Here is a 20606-nt window from a genome sequence, read left to right as displayed (position 1 = left end):
CTGGCTGCGTGATCTTGCCGATCATTGCGAACAAAGCCCACAGCTACGTCAAAGTCATGCCTGAGATGAACTTTGGAAACAGACTGGATGACGCGATGATCCATATTGGTCGAAAACATCTGAACAATTGTTTCAAACGCAGCAGCAGGATATATACAAAAGTAGAACTTTTATGATTTTGTGTTTTTTTGACGGGCCCATCAACTAAGGCGGCGCGTCGATGTCACCTGCAGAAAACGATGAGCCGTTCAGGCGGGACTGACTGATGGCAAAAGCAATTGGGTGCCCTGTAAACAGATCCGTGTCGACAAGTTGTCTTCGGTGGAAATTGGCGGTAGCTGCGGCCAGCCTTAGCCAGATTGAAAAGCCCGCTGAGCTGCTCTCGAGGCCCCCTCGTTCATGACGTGGCTTTTGGGTTTTTGGCGTGTGATCCCTCACACCTCGTAATAGCTGCGGTACCAGTCGACGAAATGTTGCAGCCCTGTGCGGACATTTGTGGTGGGGCGGGGGGCCGGTGAGGGCCTCCAGCAGGGAGGTGTCCGCCCAGGTGGCGGGTACGTCGCCGGGTTGGGCGTCCCGAAACACCTTTTCGGCCTTGCGCCCGCAGGCGGCTTCGATCGCGGCGATGTAATCCATCAGCTTGACGGGCGTGCCGTTGCCGATGTTGACCACGCGAAAGGGGGCGACCGGCGAGAGGCTGTCACCCGGCACCGGGGCCTTCGGGTCCGGGATGGCATCGGCCAGTGCTACGATCCCTGCGACCAGATCGTCGATATAGGTAAAGTCCCGCTGCTGGTTGCCGTGGTTGTAAACCTCGATGGGGTCTCCGTTCAGAATTGCCTTGGTGAATTTGAAATGCGCCATATCGGGACGCCCCCAGGGGCCGTAGACGGTAAAGAACCGGAACATGGTGATCGGCAGCCCGTAAAGATGCGCATAGGAGTGTGTCATCGCCTCGGTCGCCTTTTTGGTGGCGGCATAGAACGACATCTGCGTGTCGACTTTATGTGTCTCCAGATAGGGCATTTCGGTATTGGCGCCGTAGACCGAGGAGGTCGAAGCCAGCAGCGTATGGGCGGGGGGATGCGCGCGCACCGCCTCCAGCAATTCCGCCGTGCCCACAAGGTTTGACTGCACATAGGATGCGGGATTGTCGATGGAGTGGCGCACGCCGGCTTGGGCCGCGAGATGGATGACAAGCTGGGGTTCATGCGCTGCAAAGAGTTGTTGCAACAGCCCCGGTGTCTCAAGGCGACCGATGACGGGGGTGAAATGCGGAGACTGCGCGAGCATCTCATGGCGGCGCTGTTTGAGGATCACGTCATAGTAATTGGTCATCGCATCCAGACCAATCACCCGCCAGCCCTCTGCCAGCAAGGCCCGGGCTGTGAAATACCCGATAAATCCGGCAGTACCTGTGATGAGCGCAGTTTTCATGATGCCGGAGTGATGGCGCAAAACCGGATTGATAGAAAGCCGAAAAGTACGCCACATTGAATTTTTCGGGGCAGTAGAATCCTGGGACAGATTGGCGGGAAACCGCGCAAACTATCATAGAATTCTTGTGAAGACGGGCTTTGGCAACGCTATTTCACATGCTAAGAGCTGCAACAAAGGCAACGTGGGGCATAACGTACGGGCTGCAAACTGTATTTGAGCGAGGAACAGGCATGAAAATTCTGATTACCGGCGGTGCTGGCTACGTGGGCAGCGCCTGTTTGCGTTACGTTGCAGAACAAGGCCACGAGGTGATGGCCTATGACAATCTGACCATGGGTCATGCGCAAGCCGTGGAAGGCCACCCTATCGTGCAGGGTGACATCGCCGATACAGAGCTACTGACCAACACGCTGCGCGATTTTGGTGCCGATGCCGTCATGCATTTTGCTGCCGCCACATATGTAGGTGAAAGCGTTCAGAACCCCGAACTTTATTACCGCAACAATGTGGGCGGCACGCTGAGCCTTCTCAATGCGATGCGCGCAGCAGACGTGCCGCGGATGCTCTTCTCTTCGACCTGTGCCGCATATGGCATGGCCGATTCCGATACCATGTCCGAAGCCACGCCGCTTGATCCTTTTTCACCCTATGCCCGCACCAAACTGGCCGCTGAATGGATGATCCGCGATTTCGCCCATGCCTATGACATGGGGTTCACACTGCTGCGGTATTTCAATGCTTCGGGCGCAGATGCAAATGGCCGCCATGGTGAGGATCACACTCCGGAAAGCCACCTGATCCCCCTAGTGCTGCAGGTGCCGCTCAGCCAACGCAACAAGATCATGGTCTTTGGCGAAGACTACCCGACCCCGGATGGCACATGCATCCGCGACTATGTGCATACACACGATCTGGCATCGGCCCACTTGCTGGCAATTGAGGCAACCGAGGTCGGCACCGATGAGGTGTTCAACATCGGCACCGGCATCGGGCAGTCGGTCATGCAGATCATCGAGGCCTGCGAACGGGTCGCGGGCCAGTCCATTGCCCGCGAGGTCGTCGCGCGCCGCCCGGGTGATCCACCCAAGTTGGTGGCCGATCCGACCAAAATCAAGACAAAACTGGGCTGGGAGCCGCAATACACCGATATCGACGCGAACATCGCCACGGCCTGGGCCTGGCATAAGGCGCGTCCGAACGGGTATCATGGCTGATACTTTCAGCATGCAAAGATCTGGAGCTGACCAGTATTATCATTGAGAGACTCAATTCAGAGGTCTGTTTTTTCTGCACCCTGGAAACCGGACGTTTGCAGAGAGTGTTTGCCACAAAGATCATCTGACAGAATCTGGAAAGAATTCTAATCCAATTATACCTTTAATAAAAACGGCATACGATATATCAAGCATTGGGTTAAATGAGGATGAAGAGTTGAAGATTAAAGAAACCAAACTACCTGGTATTTTTGTTCTGACACCGCATAGATTTAGCGATGCACGCGGTTTTTTCAGTGAAAGCTGGAGCCAACGCGCGGCGGCTGAACAAGGCTTTGATTTCAAATGGGTGCAGGATAATCATTCCATGTCACGGCAGCCAGGTACAGTGCGAGGGCTGCATTTTCAGTCCCCCCCCCATGCGCAAGCCAAGCTGGTGCGCTGCGGGCGTGGGGTGCTTTTTGACGTCGCCGTCGATATCCGGCGCGGCTCGCCGACATACGGGCAATGGGTAGGCGAACAGTTGAGTTTCGAGAATGGCAAACAGCTTCTGATTCCCGCAGGGTTTCTGCATGGCTTCGCGACACAGGCGCCCAATACCGAGATCATTTATAAATGCTCCGATTACTATGCACCTGACTTAGACCGAGGGATACGCTTTGATTGCCTCCAAATCGGGATCGACTGGGGTCTGGGCAATTTAGAGCCTATTCTATCGAAAAAAGATGCCACGGCCCCCAGTCTGGCCGACTTTCACAGCCCTTTCGTCTATGAAGAATGAATCCATAAAACTCTTGGTGACAGGTGGGGCGGGGTTCATTGGCTCCGCAGTGGTACGACAGGCCATCGCACAGGGGCACCATGTCGTGAACTTCGATGCGCTGACCTATGCGGCCTGTCTCGATAATGTGGCGCACGTGGCGGATGACCCCTGCTATGTCTTTGAACAGGCCGATATTCGCGATCGCGCAGCGCTAGACCGGGTATTTACGACGCATAAGCCCGACGCCGTGATGCATCTGGCCGCGGAAAGCCATGTGGACAGGTCCATCGACGGGCCAGGCGATTTTATCGAAACGAACATCACCGGCACCTATCATCTGCTGGAAGCCGCGCGGGCCTATTGGACAGCGCAGGGTAAACCGCAAGGGTTCCGCTTCCATCATATCTCTACAGATGAGGTATTCGGTTCGCTGGGCGAGACCGGACAGTTCACGGAACTCACGCCCTACGACCCGCGCTCACCCTATTCGGCATCAAAGGCCGCGAGCGATCATCTGGTGTGCGCCTGGGGCGAGACCTACGGGTTACCCATCCTCATGACCAATTGCTCCAACAACTACGGGCCTTACCATTTTCCGGAAAAACTAATTCCCGTAGTGATCCTGAACGCCCTTCGCGGCGCACCAATCCCCGTCTACGGCAAAGGCGAGAACGTGCGCGACTGGCTCTATGTGGAGGATCACGCAGATGCGTTGCTGACTGTGCTGCAAAACGGCACAGTGGGGCGCAGCTATAACATTGGTGGCAAGAACGAGGCGAAGAATATCGATATAGTTCGCATGATCTGCGCCATACTAGACACTAAACGACCCAAAACCACGCCCTCAGGTGACAAAGCGGCAGAGCAAAATAGGCTCTCCTATGCGGATCAGATTACTTTTGTTACAGACCGTCCAGGCCATGACCTACGCTATGCGATCGACCCCACGCGCATCGCCACGGAACTGGGCTGGCGGCCTTCGGTAACGCTGTCGGAAGGGCTGGAGCGGACCGTGCAGTGGTATCTCGACAACGAGGACTGGTGGTCTGCACTGCAGAACCGCGACGGCGTGGGCCAGCGCTTAGGAGCGCGTGCATGAAGGTTCTGGTCTTTGGCCAGACAGGCCAGCTAGCTACGGAACTGGCGCAATTTGATGGAGTGACCTGTCTTGGGCGCAGAGATGCGGATCTGACCAATCCTAGAGCCTGCGAGGCGGTGATTGCGCAAGCGGACATGGATGTTGTGATCAATGCCGCCGCCTACACGGCCGTGGACCGCTCCGAAGAGGATCGAGACACCGCAATGATCGTCAACGCCATGGCCCCCACAGCGATGGCCGCAGCAGCAGCGACGCGAGGTATCCCTTTGGTACATATTTCCACCGATTACGTATTTGACGGCTCCGGCACCACACCTTGGAAACCTGATGATGCCACCGGTCCTCTAGGGGTCTACGGGTCCAGCAAGTTGGGTGGAGAAAAGGGTATAACTGCCACTGGCGGGACACATGCTATCCTGCGGACGGCCTGGGTATTTTCGGCCCATGGAACCAACTTTGTGAAAACAATGCTTCGTCTCGGGGCAGAGCGGGACGCGCTGAATATCGTAGCGGATCAGATTGGTGGGCCTACACCCGCACGCGATATTGCAGCGGCCTGCATGCGCATTGCGCGGGCGCTCACCGAGGACCCCACAAAATCAGGCACCTACCATTTCAGCGGGGCTCCGGATGTCAGTTGGGCCAATTTCGCGCGCGAAATCTTTGCGCAAAGCGGGCTGTCAGTCGATGTGACCGACATTCCCACCACTGCCTATTCAACCAGCGCAAAACGCCCGGCAAACTCGCGACTCGATTGTCGCATGACCACTGCCACCTTTGGCATAGCGCGCCCCGACTGGCGCCGTGGTTTGGCGCAGGTCGTTGCCGATCTGAACACCTGAGAGGAACCATCCGATGCATCCCCCAAATGATCACACCCAGACGAAGCGCAAAGGCATCATTCTGGCAGGCGGCTCCGGTACGCGGCTCTACCCTATCACGCTGGGGGTCTCTAAACAGCTATTGCCGATCTATGACAAGCCAATGATCTATTATCCCTTGTCCGTGCTGATGCTGGCGGGAATCCGAGAGATCGCGATGATTACAACACCCCAGGACCAAGCGCAGTTTCAACGTATGCTGGGAGATGGATCTCAATGGGGAATCACACTCACCTACATTGTGCAGCCCTCACCCGATGGGCTGGCGCAAGCCTTTATTCTCGCCGAAGAGTTTCTGGCCGGCAGCCCATCTGCGCTGGTATTGGGAGACAATATCTTCTTTGGGCACGGGCTCCCCGAACTAATAGCGGCAGCAGATACACAATCCGTTGGTGCCACAGTCTTTGGCTATCAGGTTACGGATCCCGAACGCTACGGTGTTGTGGATTTCGACGATAACGGCGTCGTCAGGGGAATCATCGAAAAACCCCCGGTTCCACCCTCAAATTTTGCGGTCACGGGACTCTATTTTGTTGATGGGACAGCGCCAGAAAAGGCGCACATGGTCAAACCCTCAGCCCGCGGCGAGTTCGAAATTACCACCCTACTGGAGTTCTACCTGAACGAACAGACTCTGACAGTTAAGCGTATGGGGCGCGGCTATGCCTGGCTTGACACTGGAACCCACCACAGCCTTCTTGATGCGGGAAACTTCGTGCGAACCATCGAACAGCGTCAGGGCCAGCAGATCGGTTGCCTCGAGGAGATCGCCTTTGATCTGGGCTGGATCACTCGAGCGGACCTTGACCGCGAGGCAGCCAAATATGCCAAGAACACCTACGGTACTTACCTAAGCACGTTATGACAGTGAAGTTCGGAACAAGCGGGCTGCGCGGGCTGGTCACGGGCATGACACCCACGCTGATCGCATCTTATGTGCAGGCCTTTCTGATGGCCTGTGACACAAGAAGTGTTCTTTGCGTCGGGCGCGACCTGCGGCCATCGTCGCCACGGATTGCGAATAATGTGATCGAAGCGGCCCGCGCGAGTGGCGTTCGTGTCATTGATTGTGGTACGCTGCCCACACCCGCCCTTGCCTTAGCCGCACAAACAGCCGGCGGCGGGGCGGTGATGGTCACCGGCAGCCATATCCCGGCAGACCGAAACGGGCTAAAATTCTATACTGTCACAGGCGAAATCACCAAAGCGGATGAGGAGACAATCATGCAGCATCTGCCGGATGTACCCTCGCCACAGGGTACTCCCGGCGGCCCACTCAGTACAGACAGCAGCGCCTTGCAGGCCTATGTCTCGCGCTACATTGATGCCTTCGGACCAAAGGCGTTGAGCGGTCAACGCATCGGCGTCTATACCCACAGTGCCGTGGGGCGCGACGCGCTGATACAGATCATAACGGAACTCGGGGCCGAGGTCATCGAGCTTGGCCGCTCTGATGATTTTATTCCGGTCGATACCGAAGCCGTGGATCCAGAAGTGCGTGCGCAGATAAAAATGTGGGTCAAAGGTCATGGTCTTAATGCGCTGATTTCTACCGACGGGGATTCTGACCGCCCCCTACTAGCAGATGAGACCGGACGCATCGTACCTGGCGACATCCTGGGCCAGATCACCGCAGAGGCGCTGGGGGCCGAGGTTATCGCCACCCCGATCTCCTCCAACAGCGGAGTGACGCAGAAGGGCTTTGATGCAGTACACCTGACACGTATCGGATCGCCTTTCGTCATCGCTGCCATGGAAAATGCGCAGGGCCGCATTGTGGGCTATGAAGCAAATGGAGGTTTCCTGCTGGGGTTTGACGCCATGGGGCCGACAGGCCCGATCCCCGCACTGTTAACACGCGACTGCACACTGCCCATCGTCATGACGCTTTATGCGGGACGCAAAAGCATTGCCGCTCGCGTCAGCCAGGAGCCGCCTGTCGTTACGATAGCAGACCGCCTTCAAGGCCTGGACCCAGACAAAAGCAAGAGACTGATCGAGCAATGGCAAAAATACCCCGCTGCGCGTGCCGCGTTTCTAAACTCATTGGGCAAAGAGGAACTCAGGCTGGACCTGATGGATGGAGTACGCATGATTCTTACAGACGGGGATGTGATCCATATCCGCTCTTCGAAAAATGCACCAGAGCTTCGCCTATATCTGGAGACAAAGAGCCACGCAAGCGCTTACGCTTTGTGTAGCGAAGCGCTCAAGCTTCTTAAAAAGCACTGTAAATACCGTGATCGGCCTTGCTAAGGTACATTCACACTCAACACAAGGCACGGGCATACCTTGGCCTTCGGGGCTCATGATGTTTCCATTCGCGATTGGTTCAAGTCGACATGGGACTCAAGCCTACATCTTGAGGTTGCTCAATATCAGGTAGGTCATGGAGTGAATGCAAGCTGAATGCCATCAAGAACTTCGTTGTAGTTAAATAGGCGTATGGGACACCGAGCTTCCCCCTTTGAAGTGGTCATTAAGAGACCCAAGCCGGAAGAGACTGTCGTGAAGTTACGGCAGGTTGAAGTTCTGATGGTGCAAGGCATACCAAGAATCGATGCGATCCGTCATCAGCGTGACTGAACAAACCTATTACCGCTAGAAGAAGAAGTATGGCGGAATGGGCACGGAACAACTCAAGGAACTGAAGCGGCTACAGAAAGAAAACGAGCACCTTAGGCGTGCGGTTTCTGACCTGAAATTGGACAAGTTGATCTTGAAGGAGGCCTCATTGGGAAACTTCTGAGCCTTTCGCGTAGGCGGGCCTGCATTGATCATGTGCGCTGCAAAATGAAGGTTTCCGAGCGTCGTGTGTGCCGCGTGCTGGGCCAGCATCGATCAACACAGCGACGCTTACCATGTGGGCGTTCTGACGAAGAACGCCTGATCGCAGCTATACTTTCTTTTGATAGGTCTTTTCCTTCCTCTGAATCGCGCCGGGTTTGCCGGAGGCTGATTTGTCTTAGTTACGCGGCCATGTCTGATCTTTCCAGAGCTGCATAAAAGTTTGCCTCTGCTTCGGCTGGTGGGATGTTCCCGATAGGCTCCAGCAGGCGGCGATTGTTGAACCAGTCGACCCATTCGAGGGTGGCATATTCGACGGCTTCAAAGCTGCGCCATGGTCCGCGCCTGTGAATGACCTCGGCTTTGAACAGGCCATTGATCGTCTCCGCCAGGGCGTTGTCATAGGAATCTCCAACACTGCCAACAGAAGGCGCTATTTTGGCTTCGGCCAGCCGTTCGGTGTACTTGATCGACAGATATTGCGAGCCACGGTCCGAGTGATGCATAAGTTGGTCCTGTGCTGGCCTGCGTTGATGAATGGCCTGTTCAAGTGCGTCGAGAACAAAGCCAGCGTTTGCTGTGCGGCTCGCGCGCCAACCGACGATGCGCTGTGCAAAGATATCGATGACAAAGGCCACATATACGAACCCTTACCAAGTTGCGACGTAGGTGAAATCACTCACCCAGAGTACGTTTGGCGCAGGCGCATGGAACTGACGGTTCACGCGGTCCAATGGGCAGGGCAGCGCCTTGTCAGGTACGGTTGTTCGTGGCTTCTTGCCACGAATGACGCCTTCGATACCAATGTTTTTCATCAGGCGGGCCACCGTGCAGCGTGCAATGTCAAAGCCTTCTCTGCGCATCTGGTGCCATATTTTGCGCACACCATAGACCTTGAGGTTTTCCTCAAAGACCCGCTCAATCTCGGGCTTGAGTTGCTCATCACGTTTGGCACGATCCGACAGACGCGACGGATCAGCCTGCTTGGCCAAATGATCATAGAAAGTGGCTGGGGCAATCGGCAGAACCCTGCAAATCGGCTCGACCCCATGGTCCGCACGGTGATCGTTGATGAAGCGGATCATTTCTTGAACGGGCGGTCGAGCTCCGCCTGGGCAAAATACGCAGAGGCTTTGCGAAGGATCTCATTGGCTTGTTTCAACTCGCGGTTCTCGCGTTCAAGGGCCTTCATCTTCTCGGCCATCTGGATCGTGATACCCCCGCGCTGGCCGGTATCAACCTCACCCTTCTTGACCCATTCGTTCAGCGTTTGAGGCGCACAGCCGATCTTCGCAGAAATTGACAGGATCGCAGACCAGCGACTGTCATGCTGACCTTGATTGTCCAAAACCATCCGTACGGCTCGTTCGCGCACTTCTGGGGAATATTTGTTCGATGTGTTGTTCATGATGCTCCATCCTACTCATGAGTTGGAGCCTCCGGCAAACCCGGCGCGGTTCACTCTCACAATTTCACGTTTTCTATATGTTGAAATTCGACGTGCCATCGAACCCTGTCCGCGCGTGAAAGCCGCCATATGCAGCTCCAAATGCCCGCTTGCCCAAATCTGGCGCCATCTTGTTAGCCATTACAATTGCTGCCACCTTTAGGGCGTCGAATACCGAAGGGGGGAGAATCCTACGTAAAGGTTAAAGCCGCCGTTCGTCGAAAGCGCGGCGTATGCTGGCTCTGAGCCGATTTTGTTAAAAACTCGAAAAGCCTGCTGCCTCAATTTTTCGCCAGAAACCGGTGCATCTGAATAGTTGAGCCGGTTTGCGCAGAAGAGACCATGAGAGCGCTTCACGTCGCCAAAGCGAGGATTTAGCCGACCCTCTGGTTAAAATTTCCGACTATCTTTCTATGGCTGTTTTTTAACCGGCTTTCGAAAAAATTGGAGTCTTTCAACAAAATAGCCCTTATTGATGGGTGCTGTAGTTCGCACGAACGTCCGCTTTCGTGCCTCGGCTTTGACGAAGCGCGTCGAGGGTTACCTACCTGAAGAATTTCCCCATTTCAATCGAGCTGACCGACGCGAACTAGGCAGCACACCCATTGATTTCTTCTTTTTGGCAAAGGCTTGTGATTCAATTCCCGCATGGCAATAAGCGGGAGCGGAAAAATGGCACGGTCAGACATGAGCAATCTTGAGTGGGAATTCATCAAGGCGGTCCTACCCAATGAGACACGCGGCAAAAAGCAGGTCGATGACCATCTATAACCGTTTCAACCGTTGGAGCTATGCAGGCCACTGGGACCGCATCATGGAAGCCGGCGCCGGCGCTGATAACGTGGATATGGTCATGGTGGATGGAACGACGGTGCGTGCCCATTATTCTGCGACCACGCTCCAAAAAAGACCCGCGCCGGTGCTTAGGTCGCTCTCGAGGCGGGTTAGGGACAAAAATTCATGCGCTTACCAATCAGGACGGGTTGCCGATCCGGTATGAATTGACACCCGGCGAGGCCCATGACGCGCCACCGTGCGAAACGCTACTGAACAACCTACAACCTGACCAACATGTGCTGGCAGACAAAGCATATGACGCAGACTGGATCAGGGGATTGATCTGGGAACAGGGTGCGATCGACGTGATTCCGCCAAAATCCAACTGCAAATTACCCGCCGAATTCGACGCTGAAATCTACCGCGAGCGCAACAAGACCGAGCGCTTCTTTGGAAGAAGCTCAAATCCTCGTTCCGCCGCATCGCAACCCGATATGAGAAGACATCACGAAACTTCCTGTCGATGATCAAACTCGCCTCGGTCAGGCTGTGGATCGAGTTTTATGAGTCCGCTGCCCAGTCGGTACCGTCGGATAGATTTCTGCGCGGTCAGGGTGAGGAAATTTGGCGCGGTTTTCAACTCATAAGTAAGCGATGGGATGAACGCCCCCGGGGCGACATCTAATATGCCAATGTAATGGGTGTTGAAACCTTCTACGAGGAGAAAGTTCATGAACAAGGTTAGCTTTATCGGCCTGGATTTGGCCAAGAACATATTTTAAGCGCATGCTTCCAGCGCCGATGGATCGGTTGTGTTCCGGCGCAAATTGTCACGTGCCCAGCTGTTAAAATTTCTGAGCGAGCAGCCGCCATGCGTGGTGGCAATGGAGGCCTGTGCGAGTGCCTATTACTGGGGATGGGCGATCGGCGATCTCAGTCATGAAGCTAGGTTGATCCCGCCTGCTTACGTCAAACCTTTTGTGAAGCGTCAAAATAATGACATGGCCGATGCGGAGGCGATCGCAGAAGCAGCGTTCCGTCCGACCATGCTGTTTGTTGCAGTGAAGAGCGAAGCGCACCCGCGATCTCCTTGTTCGGCAGCGCACCCAGACGATTAACGCCTTGCGGGCGCATTTGGCCGAACAGGGCATTGTCGCGCCCGTCGGTCCTGCCCATGTCGGCCGCCTCGCTGCATTTGTCGATGGCGACGATGGCGCGTTGCCTTCGGCGGTGCGGTATCTCGCGCGATCGCTTCTGGATCAAATCGCAGGTTTGAGCGAAAAGGCTGCGGATTTGGATGCTGAACTGCGCAGACGTGAAAGCACCGACGATGGAGACCTTCTCGAAGGTGCGCGACTTCGCAGCCTAGGTTGGTCTTACGCCGAGACAGCATTCGAGGGGCGGCAAAGAGCGCCTTGGCCGGACATCAAAGATGGGCCAGCGTGATATCCGAAGGTTGCTGATCGTCGGCGCTGTTGCAGTGGTTAGGTGGGCTTCACGCAAAGGTGCCCCTGAAGAGTCTTGGCTTGCGCGGATGCTGGAGCGCAAGCCGAAGATGCTGGTTGCGATAGCGCTGGCCAACCGCATGGCTCACACGACATGGGCGCTAATGCGCAACGGTGAAGACTACAGAGATCCGGCGATGGCGATCGCATAGGTTAAGATCGCCGGGATGTCGCCGCGAATGTGAGCAGGACGGAAAAACGTAAGGGCAAACGATCAAGAGGCCAGATCGGGAAAACCATTATTCCGGACGATGCGCCATCGACCGCGGGTAAACGAACTGAACCCGATCTGCATATCTCCATACAGGCCCGCAGCGCATGAAAGGCCGCAACTTCGAGGCCGGACACACGACCACACCTGATCACATGCCCAAACGGTCCAAAAAGCGCTTGCATTCATAGGGGCGTCCACACACGGAGCATTGAGGGCGACAACACCTGTTCCGGCGAACCATCATCCGTGCGCAGCTGCAATGCACTTTGCGCTCATGGTACCGGCGTCACGCTGACGCAGCTCACCTCGCGGGAATAAACCGCTTGAGCGGATCCTGTATCTCTTTCAGCACCTCAAGCAACCGCGCTTCGGCGATGTCATCCTCTTCCCGCGGGTCCATAAGAGTGGTCAATCGGACCAGCGCCCCATCGGTCCGGCCCGTGGTGATCCCATCGATCATCAGCCAGTATTTCGCCGCGAAATCCCATGCGATACGGCGGTCCTGCTGCTGGAACCAATAATAGACCATCATACGCGTCTCACCTTTTTGGATGATGGCGCGATTAATCCGAAACGGCACGTCAGACTGCATCACTTCGGAGAGGTCACTACGCTCCAGCCAGGCGATTTCCCATCCCGCGCCAGGCAGACAGATTTCGGGGCTGTGTACACCGCCTTTGATCTGGTCTTCGTACCAGGCCATGAACAAGCCGACACTGTGTGTGTCACCTGCCTTGGTGAGGGTCACCTGATGATAATCATCCGCTGCCAGCGTTGCCTGAATATCCGGGGTGAGAAACTGGCGCGGACCCTGCTGTCGCCATTCCCCCAGCGCTCGGGGGAAAAGCGCAAAGCTGTCGCGGTCCGGGGTGACGTTCTCACGGTCCGGAATAGCCTGCAGCGCCATGACTGCCCCGAGCATCAGTACACTCACGGTAATCAGCGCCTTGGACGGCTGGATGTACTGAAGACGGGAGAGCTGAGCACCCAAACCGGCGGTGTCCAGATCAAGCGCGTCTACCAGGGTCGGCCGCTGAGGATGTAAAAACAGCATCAGCCAAGCTAGACCAAAGAGAATAAGGATACAGGCCAGAAAGATTACCCAGCCTTCGAAGAAATGCGTAAAACCATCCAGCCACTCCACCCCGTAATACTGTACGATCACGCCCGCTACCGCGATACGCACCGAATTCATGAAGATCGCAATCGGAACAGCCGCCAGCAGCAGGACGACCTTGTGCCAGTTGGGTCCCTTGTAGAGCGTGGCAAAAATATACGAAAAACTCATGATCGGGAACATATAGCGCAGACCCGAACAAGCCTCTGCCACATGCAGCTTGAGGATGCCCAGATCGATGATGTTGCCGTCCAGAAATACCGGCACGTCAAACAGGCGCAGGAACCACACGCCCAGTTCAGACGAGACAAACTGCAGATAGGTCGTTGTTTTATAGTAAACCAAAGCGGGAAGCGGCAGCATATAGACCAGATGCACGACCCCGGGCCAGAAATGTTTACCTGTGTCCCAGCCCCAGCTCACCAGCAAGACGCCTCCGATCCACAGAATAAGCCCATAGGCGACAATATCCCCTATGCCCGCCAGAATACCAAAGCCTGCCATCACCAGCGACAGCGTCACCAGCGCCACACCGGGCCAGCGGTTGCGGTAAATATCCGGGTTGATCGGGTAGTTTTTCAACTGCTTGAGAAACAGGAATGCAGACAGCACCGGAATGAGCGGGCCGTGGCTGTATTCTGGCAGTTGCCAGGCCTCCAGCAGGGCGCTGATCCCGTCGGCAAAGAACACCCCTGCCCCAATCACGGCCACCAGCAGCCAGAAAACACCCCAACTCAGGAATGCAGCAAAACCACCCCGCACCGAGGTCTGAAAATCAGAGGCCGACATAAAAATACTCCCACACACCCAACTACTGGCACTTAATGGCACCGCAATGGCAGGTTTTTGCGCTCATTTCCATAGTATCATACCCCGCCTGACGAAAATATGATGTTGATGGGAACTCTTTAACGAATGACCCTCTAAAACCGGGTTAATTGCTTTGGAGATCCCGGACGGCCGTCCGGCTAACGTCTTGAACCGGGCTTTGAAACCTGAAAAGCAGTCAGCAGTTGCAGTAAGGAGCGCCCCCATGAACATGATCACCCCTGTTTTGTTATGCGGCGGCTCCGGTACGCGGCTATGGCCTTTGTCGCGCAAATCCTACCCCAAGCAATTCGCAAACCTGCTGGGGGATGAGACCCTGTTTCAGGCCTCTGCCCGCCGACTTTCGGGTGCAGCCTATGCGCCCCCCGTGGTGGTCACGGCCTCTGATTTCCGCTTTATCGTGACTGAGCAATTGCAGGGCATCGGCGTCGACCCCGGCGCGATCCTGATCGAACCTGCGGGGCGCAACACTGCCCCCGCCGTACTGGCCGCCGCCTGTCATATCGCCGCAAGCGATCCCGACGGGCTGATGCTAGTGGCCCCGTCTGACCATGTGATCCCCGATGCGCAGGCGTTCAGTGCAGCGGTCAACGCCGGGGTTACAGCCGCGCAGGCCGGGCAACTGGTGACCTTTGGCATCACGCCGACGCAGGCCGAAACGGGCTATGGCTATCTGGAACTGGTGGACCCCCCTAAGGGTACGACCCCCGCGCCGCTGAAACGCTTTGTCGAAAAACCCGACCAGACCCGGGCCGAGGCGATGTTGAAAGATGCGCATTTCATGTGGAATGCCGGCATCTTCCTGTTCCGCGCCAGCGATATCATTGCCGCCTTCAAAGCCCACGCAACCGCTTTGTTAGAGCCTGTTTCCAGTGCCTATGCGCAAGCCAAGGCAGATCTGGGGTTCCTGCGGCTGGACCCGGACAACTGGGCCCGCGCCGAAGATATCTCCATCGATTATGCGGTCATGGAAAAGGCCGACAACCTCAGCGTCGTGCCGTTTTCAGCAGGCTGGTCTGATCTGGGCGGCTGGGACGCGGTCTGGGCCGAAACCGGACCGGATGCCGAAGGCGTTGCCACCTCAGAGAATGCCACCGCCATCGACTGCCACGACACGCTGCTGCGCTCGGAAAGTGCTGCGCTCGAGGTTGTAGGCATCGGGCTGGAAAACACCATCGTCGTGGCCATGCCCGACGCGGTGCTGGTGGCGGATAAATCCCGCGCGCAGGACGTGAAACTGGCCGTGGCCGCGCTGAAGGAAAAATCCGCCCTGCAGGCTGAATCCTTCCCCAAAGATCACCGCCCCTGGGGCTGGTTCGAAAGCCTCGTGATCGGCCAGCGCTTTCAGGTCAAGCGCATCCATGTGCATCCCGGCGCCGCCCTGTCGCTGCAAAGCCATCACCACCGGTCTGAACATTGGATCGTGGTGGAGGGCACGGCACGCGTCACAGTGGACGAGACGGTGAAACTCGTCAGTGAGAACCAATCCGTCTACATCCCGCTGGGGGCCACGCACCGCATGGAAAACCCCGGCAAAGTGCCCATGGTCTTGATCGAAGTGCAGACCGGCAGCTATCTGGGTGAAGACGACATCATCCGCTACGAGGACGTCTACGCGCGCGACTGAGGTCCGCGCGTATGACCACCAGAGCCCTGCAAAAGTTTTGAACCGCGAGAGTCATAAACGAATCACCTCCGAGTCTCGAACCCACAAAAAGAGATATTTTTTATCGTTTCTCGTATGGCGGGAATTCGCCGACCACTTCTTGCACGCTCTCCCTAACAACGTGCCCTTGCTCTGGGCATATTTCGCGTTTTCCAAGACGTTATCCGCCAGAATACTTTGCAATCGTGTTAAAACTAATATAAAAAATAGGTGTTTATTGATGGCTAGGTCGATTGTGACTAGGTCGTTCTATGAGTTTGGCCGCTGCCCGTGAGCAGTATGGCAATATGAGGAGAGTAAAATGAATTTCACGAAAATGCTTTTGACGGCGACCTTTGCGCTTGGCGCTATGCTGACTGGCGCAAGTGCTGCGACGATCGTATCCAACGTGTCCGGCAACGTCTGCGAAGGCGGCGTTGCTCCTGCGGTTGGTGCACCGTGCCCTTCCGCCTTCAATCTGGGCGACTTCAACTCAACCGTAGACGACCCCACACTTGAAGTCGTAGGCGACACCAGGATTTGGGGCGGCGTTGCGCACCGTACAAATACGACCTTCTTTGACAGCTGGACCATGGACTTTGGGTCAACGTTTTATTCCGGTACGTTCAACTATCAGGCGACATCGGCAAATTTTGATGCAGTCCTGACAGTCGGCGGAGCACCATTCACTTTCACAACACCCCCTGCAAACGGATCAATCGATATTGGTACACTGACGGGCGTTGTCACATTCGTACTTAACCCGATTGCAGGTAGCTTCGGCCCTAATCCTGACGAAGTTGCCACTTGGGACCTGGAGTTGTCTCAGGTTCCGTTGCCCGCATCCGCGCTTTTGCTGATCGCCGGTATCGGTGGCTTGGGCGCGATGCGCGGCTTTGGCCGCAAGTCGTGAATCACTCCGTTATCTGACTTTGAAAGGGCGCCTCTTGGGCGCCTTTTTTCTTTCTGGTGGCATAATTAAGAGGGCGCCTCGCGGCCTTGTATCATGCTTCTGCATACGCGCCCTTTTTGCGGATATCGCTCAAACGAATCACCTTGCGCCAAAGAAAACGATAAAAGTGAAAAATCGCAGCGGTGCTCGCATGGCGAGTATTTGCCGAACCGGAACGGACCAAACGGGAAACTAAATCGCCGTAGGTGGTCTTATTTTTTGGTTAACGCGCCGCTGAGACTTTGTCATTCCTCAAACTTATCCGTATAAATACACTCAGGCATTCGCGTTATTCGCGCGCCTGATTACCAGTTTTTGTCGCGGCGAAAAGCTGCCCGACATCTCAAGGAGTACGAATATGAAGCTGACGGCAATTCTGATGGCAGCGACATTCGCTGTCGGTGGAAGTTTCACTGCAGCTAGTGCAGCGACCATGACATCGGGCGCGACGAATGCAATATCAGGAAATATCTGTGAAGGGGGTGTGCCCCCGATCGACGGTACTTGCCCTGCCGATCACAATCTTGGTGACTTCGGAACGAATTTCAACAAGGTAAAGATCAGTCTCGACGGTGATGCCACCATCTGGGGCGGTGTTGCCCACCGCGACAACAGCAGCTCGAGCGCACTGCGATTTGTTGATAACTGGACCATGAATCTGGGCAGCAAAGCGTTCAAGGTCACGTTTAACTGGCAGGTCAAATATGCCCGGACAAACCCGAACTTTGATGGTCAGATCGTCGTGGGCGATACGCTTTCGGGGAACACCATCGTCGGCGGGAGCAGTTACGATTTCACCACCGGACCAAAAGACAACCCCGTCAGAACCTCTGGCTCAATTGACCTTGGAGAGTTGACCGGAGACGGCCTGTTTTTCTCCGTCGATCCGATTTTAGGTCAGTTCGTGACAACAGCCGACCGAAGCACCCATGAAGTCGGCACATGGGATCTGCAGCTGATAGAAATCGCTCCCGTGCCACTGCCTGCCTCCGCGCTCCTGCTGATGGGCGGTCTTGGTGGTCTGAGCGCGATGCGCGGCTTTGGTCGCAAGTCCTGAAGTACCGACATTTAGCTGAATTCGAACAGGGCACCTTGATCGGGTGCCCTTTTTAGTTGATGGCGAAGCCTAATCATCCACAAAATATAACTCTCCCGGTATGCCGACACTTATAGCAGAAAAATAAATGTAAGAAATGGCTTAAGTGATTTCATGAACAGGCTACATTATCGTAGGCCCACCACCAAAAGAGTCAGCATAAACAGTTTCATCACATTATCTCTGCCATGGCAATTTTCGCATGCGAAACTATCTCACCGCTGCCACTGCTGGAGTAGAACCGCACCTCACCGCGCGGCCAACCAGCGGCGCAGATCTGCTTCAAGCGTTGCATCTACATTCACCCCGGACAGGGTAATCCGCCCCCTGCCCGCTTCCAACGTCACGCCTGGCAGGATTTGCTCGGCCGGTTTTGGCGGTGTCGCTGTGCGCGTCTTCAGGGCTGCATCCAGCACCTTACGCTCGGCTGTGGCGTGCTGCGGGTCGGCTGCGCGCAGCGCTTTTGTCAGGCGAGCACCAAAGCGCTTGTCTGTCTGCAACGCGGACACCAGCGCGAGGCCAACCTTTTCGGGGATAGCCGCGGGAAACCGCAGGTCTGCGTCCAGCTTTTCCACCAGATGCGTGAACGCCATGATCTTGGATCGTTTCGGTGCGCGCGCGGCGGAAAACAGGCTCTGTACAGCGGTATGTATGTCTGAAAAGACACCTGCGCGGGCCGCTTGCACCGCGATACGGGCACGTTCATAAAAGCTCAGATCCGCGCGGATTTCATTTTCCTCCACCATCGCCAGATAAGAGGCGCCAACATCCTGTGGTGTGCGCAACAGAGCATTGATCGTTCTGAAACGATCCTCTTCGGTCTCCTGCAAAAGGGCCTGCAATGCCGTGAGGCGCCGCCAGCCTGAGATCAACCCATAGCGCCCCTGCCCCAGATCAAGCACCTCGATCGGCGTTTGCTGGCCGCGGGCGCGCAGGCTGTCCTTGAGCACCGCCATCTCTTCCGCATCGAGAACCACGCGGTCGCGCACCAAATGCGTGGCGTCGATGTCCTCAAGCGGCAGGGACAGCACCATCCGCCCCTCGGTACGGGCACGGCGCAATTCACCTGCGACCTCCTCGAAGGCGGATTGCTCGGCGGCATCGCCCGTGACATCGGCAATCGGGGGTCGTCTGGTGCCATGCCCCATCCACCCCAGGGCGGCTTTCGTTTCCGGCGGGGCCTCTGTCAAGGCGGCGGGGCTGAGACGTTTACGCTTGGCCATGAGATTTCCTTTCGCAGAACAGCAGGCAGGATGGGGCAGGGTGGCTTACTGCCCGGTTGATCCGGCGTGCGCAGAGACTGATATAGGCTCTAACACGGGGCATTTGGCACTTTCGCATGCGAAACGTCATTCCGCGGCCGTCTCTGTGGCCCCGGCCGCCTGCGCCAACTCATCCCGTCGCCAGATTCCATAAAGCAATCGCTTAAAGGCAGCATAGGTTTCATCAAAGGTCGCCCGCCCCCGCGCATAGGTATCGCGGTTGAAATCACGGTAATCGGCCTCGTAGATACCGTTGACGCTTTCCCCTGCCTGCCCGATCAGCGCTGTGAAATCCTGCCGGAAGGGCGAGAGCGTGCGCCCCATGTAGCTTTGCATCAGGCTGGCCATTTCGCTTTGCTGAGAGGCATCAAAGCGGGTGATCACGGTTTGCACCGCGTCCCATTCAAAGGCGAGTTCCTCGCGGCCCAAGGCACGGGCGGCCATATTCTCGCCCTCCTCAATCGAGGAAAACGTCGCATGCAGCATGTCGAAAAACCGCCCCGTGCTGTCAAATTCCACGAAAGAGGCCCCGACAGGCACCAGCAGGATATCGGCTGCCGACAGCCCGTTGATGGTGAGGTAGCCGAGGGCAGGGGGGGTATCGAGGAAAATGAGATCATACTCCTCCAGCACCGCGCTTTCGGCCAGCGCATCGCCCAAAGCGTCCCACAGCTTCCACGACCGTGCGGCCATGCGCCAGACGGGGATCTGAAATTCGGACCAATAGAGATTCAGCTGTGCGCCGATCAGATCAATATTGGGCCAGTGCGTTTTCTGGATGATATCACCGGGCGTGATCTTGAGCGCCTCAGATAGGATGTCATCAAAGGGCAGGGGGGCCTCACCGCGATCCAGTCGGCGCTGGTTTTCTGCCCGCAGATGGGTGGCATAGTGCTTGGCCAGCAGCGGGAATACGGTTTGCCATTCGTCGTCAACCTGCGCCCCAAAGATCGACGACATGGACCCCTGGCTGTCCAGATCGACCACCAGCACCTTGTAGCCATCCAGCGCCGCAGACATCGCCAGATGCGCGCAGGTGGAGGTTTTGCCGACCCCGCCCTTGAAATTGGCCACAGCGACGATTTTCGCAGGCAACCCCTTGGGACGGTAGGGCAGGTATTCCTTGGCTTTGGAGCCTTCTTGCCCGAAATGTGCCCGCAGGCGCAGCACTTCGTCGAGGGTGAACCACTTGGCGCCGCCCTCGGTCTCGGAAATACCCTGCGGCAGGTCGGGGTTCTGACGCAGCACGCGGCGGAAATGCGCAGGCGCGACAGGGATCAGGTATTTGGTGATCTCCCATGTGGAAAAAGAGCGCAGATGCCGGGCCCCGCTTTCATCCAGACCACGGCCTGCCAGATCGTTGCGCCCTTGGTTGCAGGCCTGAGCGATGCCCAACAGGGCGGTTGTGTCCATGGGTGGGGGGAGTTCCGCACGTGCCTTGTCGGGGGATATATTGAAATAGGGGGGGCTATCGGTCATCTGCTCTGATCCTCGGGGCTAACGCTTGTAACGCGTTTTCCCCAAGATGCCATAAAAGGGAGTACATGAGAAGAGGGTTGTTACTTCACACTGTTTTTCT

Annotated in this window: 12 protein-coding genes, 5 pseudogenes and 1 other annotated feature; of the genes and pseudogenes, 12 read left to right on the top strand and 5 right to left on the bottom strand. The window is 56.3% G+C overall.

The annotated features are described in order from the left end of the window. Positions 1 to 434: 434 nt before the first annotated feature. Positions 435 to 1437: pseudogene (locus tag RLO149_RS22630) on the bottom strand (NAD-dependent epimerase/dehydratase family protein). Positions 1438 to 1670: 233 nt separating this feature from the next. On the opposite strand from RLO149_RS22630, the gene galE reads away from it, so the two are divergent. From galE to RLO149_RS23485, 7 genes and pseudogenes are all read left to right on the top strand, one after another. Continuing rightward, positions 1671 to 2654, top strand: a complete 984-nt coding sequence (galE, locus tag RLO149_RS22625) for a UDP-glucose 4-epimerase GalE (protein WP_013959946.1) — start codon at positions 1671 to 1673, stop codon at positions 2652 to 2654. Positions 2655 to 2871: 217 nt separating this feature from the next. Then, positions 2872 to 3435: a dTDP-4-dehydrorhamnose 3,5-epimerase gene (rfbC, locus tag RLO149_RS22620; protein ID WP_013959945.1), complete on the top strand. Its 564-nt coding sequence runs from the start codon at positions 2872 to 2874 to the stop codon at positions 3433 to 3435. Positions 3436 to 3439: 4 nt separating this feature from the next. Then, on the top strand, positions 3440 to 4516 hold the full coding sequence (gene rfbB, locus RLO149_RS22615) for a dTDP-glucose 4,6-dehydratase (protein WP_044025838.1): 1077 nt from the start codon (positions 3440 to 3442) through the stop codon (positions 4514 to 4516). Further along, on the top strand, positions 4513 to 5358 hold the full coding sequence (rfbD, locus tag RLO149_RS22610) for a dTDP-4-dehydrorhamnose reductase (RefSeq protein ID WP_013959943.1): 846 nt from the start codon (positions 4513 to 4515) through the stop codon (positions 5356 to 5358). Before rfbB ends, rfbD begins: the two co-directional genes overlap by 4 nt. 13 nt (positions 5359 to 5371) lie before the next feature. After that, on the top strand, positions 5372 to 6262 hold the full coding sequence (gene rfbA / locus RLO149_RS22605; RefSeq protein WP_013959942.1) for a glucose-1-phosphate thymidylyltransferase RfbA: 891 nt from the start codon (positions 5372 to 5374) through the stop codon (positions 6260 to 6262). Next, positions 6259 to 7653 (top strand): phosphomannomutase, encoded by a 1395-nt coding sequence (locus tag RLO149_RS22600; protein ID WP_013959941.1) that lies wholly within the window; start codon positions 6259 to 6261, stop codon positions 7651 to 7653. The genes rfbA and RLO149_RS22600 overlap by 4 nt, the downstream gene beginning before the upstream one ends. A gap of 216 nt (positions 7654 to 7869) precedes the next feature. Continuing rightward, positions 7870 to 8287, top strand: a pseudogene (locus RLO149_RS23485) (transposase); the annotation flags it as partial. Positions 8288 to 8366: 79 nt separating this feature from the next. Here the strand turns inward: RLO149_RS23485 and RLO149_RS22590 are convergent. After that, a pseudogene (locus RLO149_RS22590) lies at positions 8367 to 9592 on the bottom strand (IS3 family transposase). Continuing rightward, positions 9195 to 9311, bottom strand: a sequence feature (AL1L pseudoknot). Its footprint overlaps the pseudogene before it by 117 nt. Positions 9593 to 10303: 711 nt before the next feature. Here RLO149_RS22590 and RLO149_RS23390 point away from each other — a divergent pair. Both RLO149_RS23390 and RLO149_RS24440 read left to right on the top strand, forming a co-directional pair. After that, positions 10304 to 10985 (top strand): annotated as a pseudogene (locus tag RLO149_RS23390) (IS5 family transposase); the annotation flags it as partial. 154 nt (positions 10986 to 11139) lie between these two features. Then, positions 11140 to 12065, top strand: a pseudogene (locus RLO149_RS24440) (IS110 family transposase). A gap of 363 nt (positions 12066 to 12428) precedes the next feature. On the opposite strand, the gene xrtD reads toward RLO149_RS24440, so the two are convergent. Beyond that, positions 12429 to 14033, bottom strand: coding sequence for a VPLPA-CTERM-specific exosortase XrtD (gene xrtD, locus RLO149_RS22565; protein WP_013959938.1), 1605 nt, complete (start codon positions 14031 to 14033; stop codon positions 12429 to 12431). Between the two features lie 244 nt (positions 14034 to 14277). Between xrtD and RLO149_RS22560 the strand changes: the two genes are divergently transcribed. From RLO149_RS22560 to RLO149_RS22550, 3 genes are all read left to right on the top strand, one after another. Further along, positions 14278 to 15699 (top strand): mannose-1-phosphate guanylyltransferase/mannose-6-phosphate isomerase, encoded by a 1422-nt coding sequence (locus RLO149_RS22560; protein ID WP_013959937.1) that lies wholly within the window; start codon positions 14278 to 14280, stop codon positions 15697 to 15699. A 340-nt stretch (positions 15700 to 16039) separates the two neighbouring features. After that, on the top strand, positions 16040 to 16630 hold the full coding sequence (locus tag RLO149_RS22555) for a VPLPA-CTERM sorting domain-containing protein (protein WP_013959936.1): 591 nt from the start codon (positions 16040 to 16042) through the stop codon (positions 16628 to 16630). Between the two features lie 397 nt (positions 16631 to 17027). Beyond that, positions 17028 to 17726 (top strand): VPLPA-CTERM sorting domain-containing protein, encoded by a 699-nt coding sequence (locus RLO149_RS22550; protein ID WP_013959935.1) that lies wholly within the window; start codon positions 17028 to 17030, stop codon positions 17724 to 17726. 287 nt (positions 17727 to 18013) lie between these two features. Here RLO149_RS22550 and RLO149_RS22545 read toward each other — a convergent pair whose 3' ends face one another. Then, positions 18014 to 18988: a ParB/RepB/Spo0J family partition protein gene (locus RLO149_RS22545; protein WP_013959934.1), complete on the bottom strand. Its 975-nt coding sequence runs from the start codon at positions 18986 to 18988 to the stop codon at positions 18014 to 18016. Between the two features lie 126 nt (positions 18989 to 19114). Next, a complete protein-coding gene (locus tag RLO149_RS22540) occupies positions 19115 to 20506 on the bottom strand; it encodes an AAA family ATPase (protein ID WP_013959933.1) in 1392 nt (463 codons plus the stop codon). Between the last annotated feature and the right edge of the window lie 100 nt (positions 20507 to 20606).

It is taken from the genome of Roseobacter litoralis Och 149 (assembly GCF_000154785.2).
Lineage (GTDB): Bacteria > Pseudomonadota > Alphaproteobacteria > Rhodobacterales > Rhodobacteraceae > Roseobacter > Roseobacter litoralis.
Note: the sequence above shows the minus strand (reverse complement) of the source record. Positions and strands in the feature narration are given on the sequence as shown.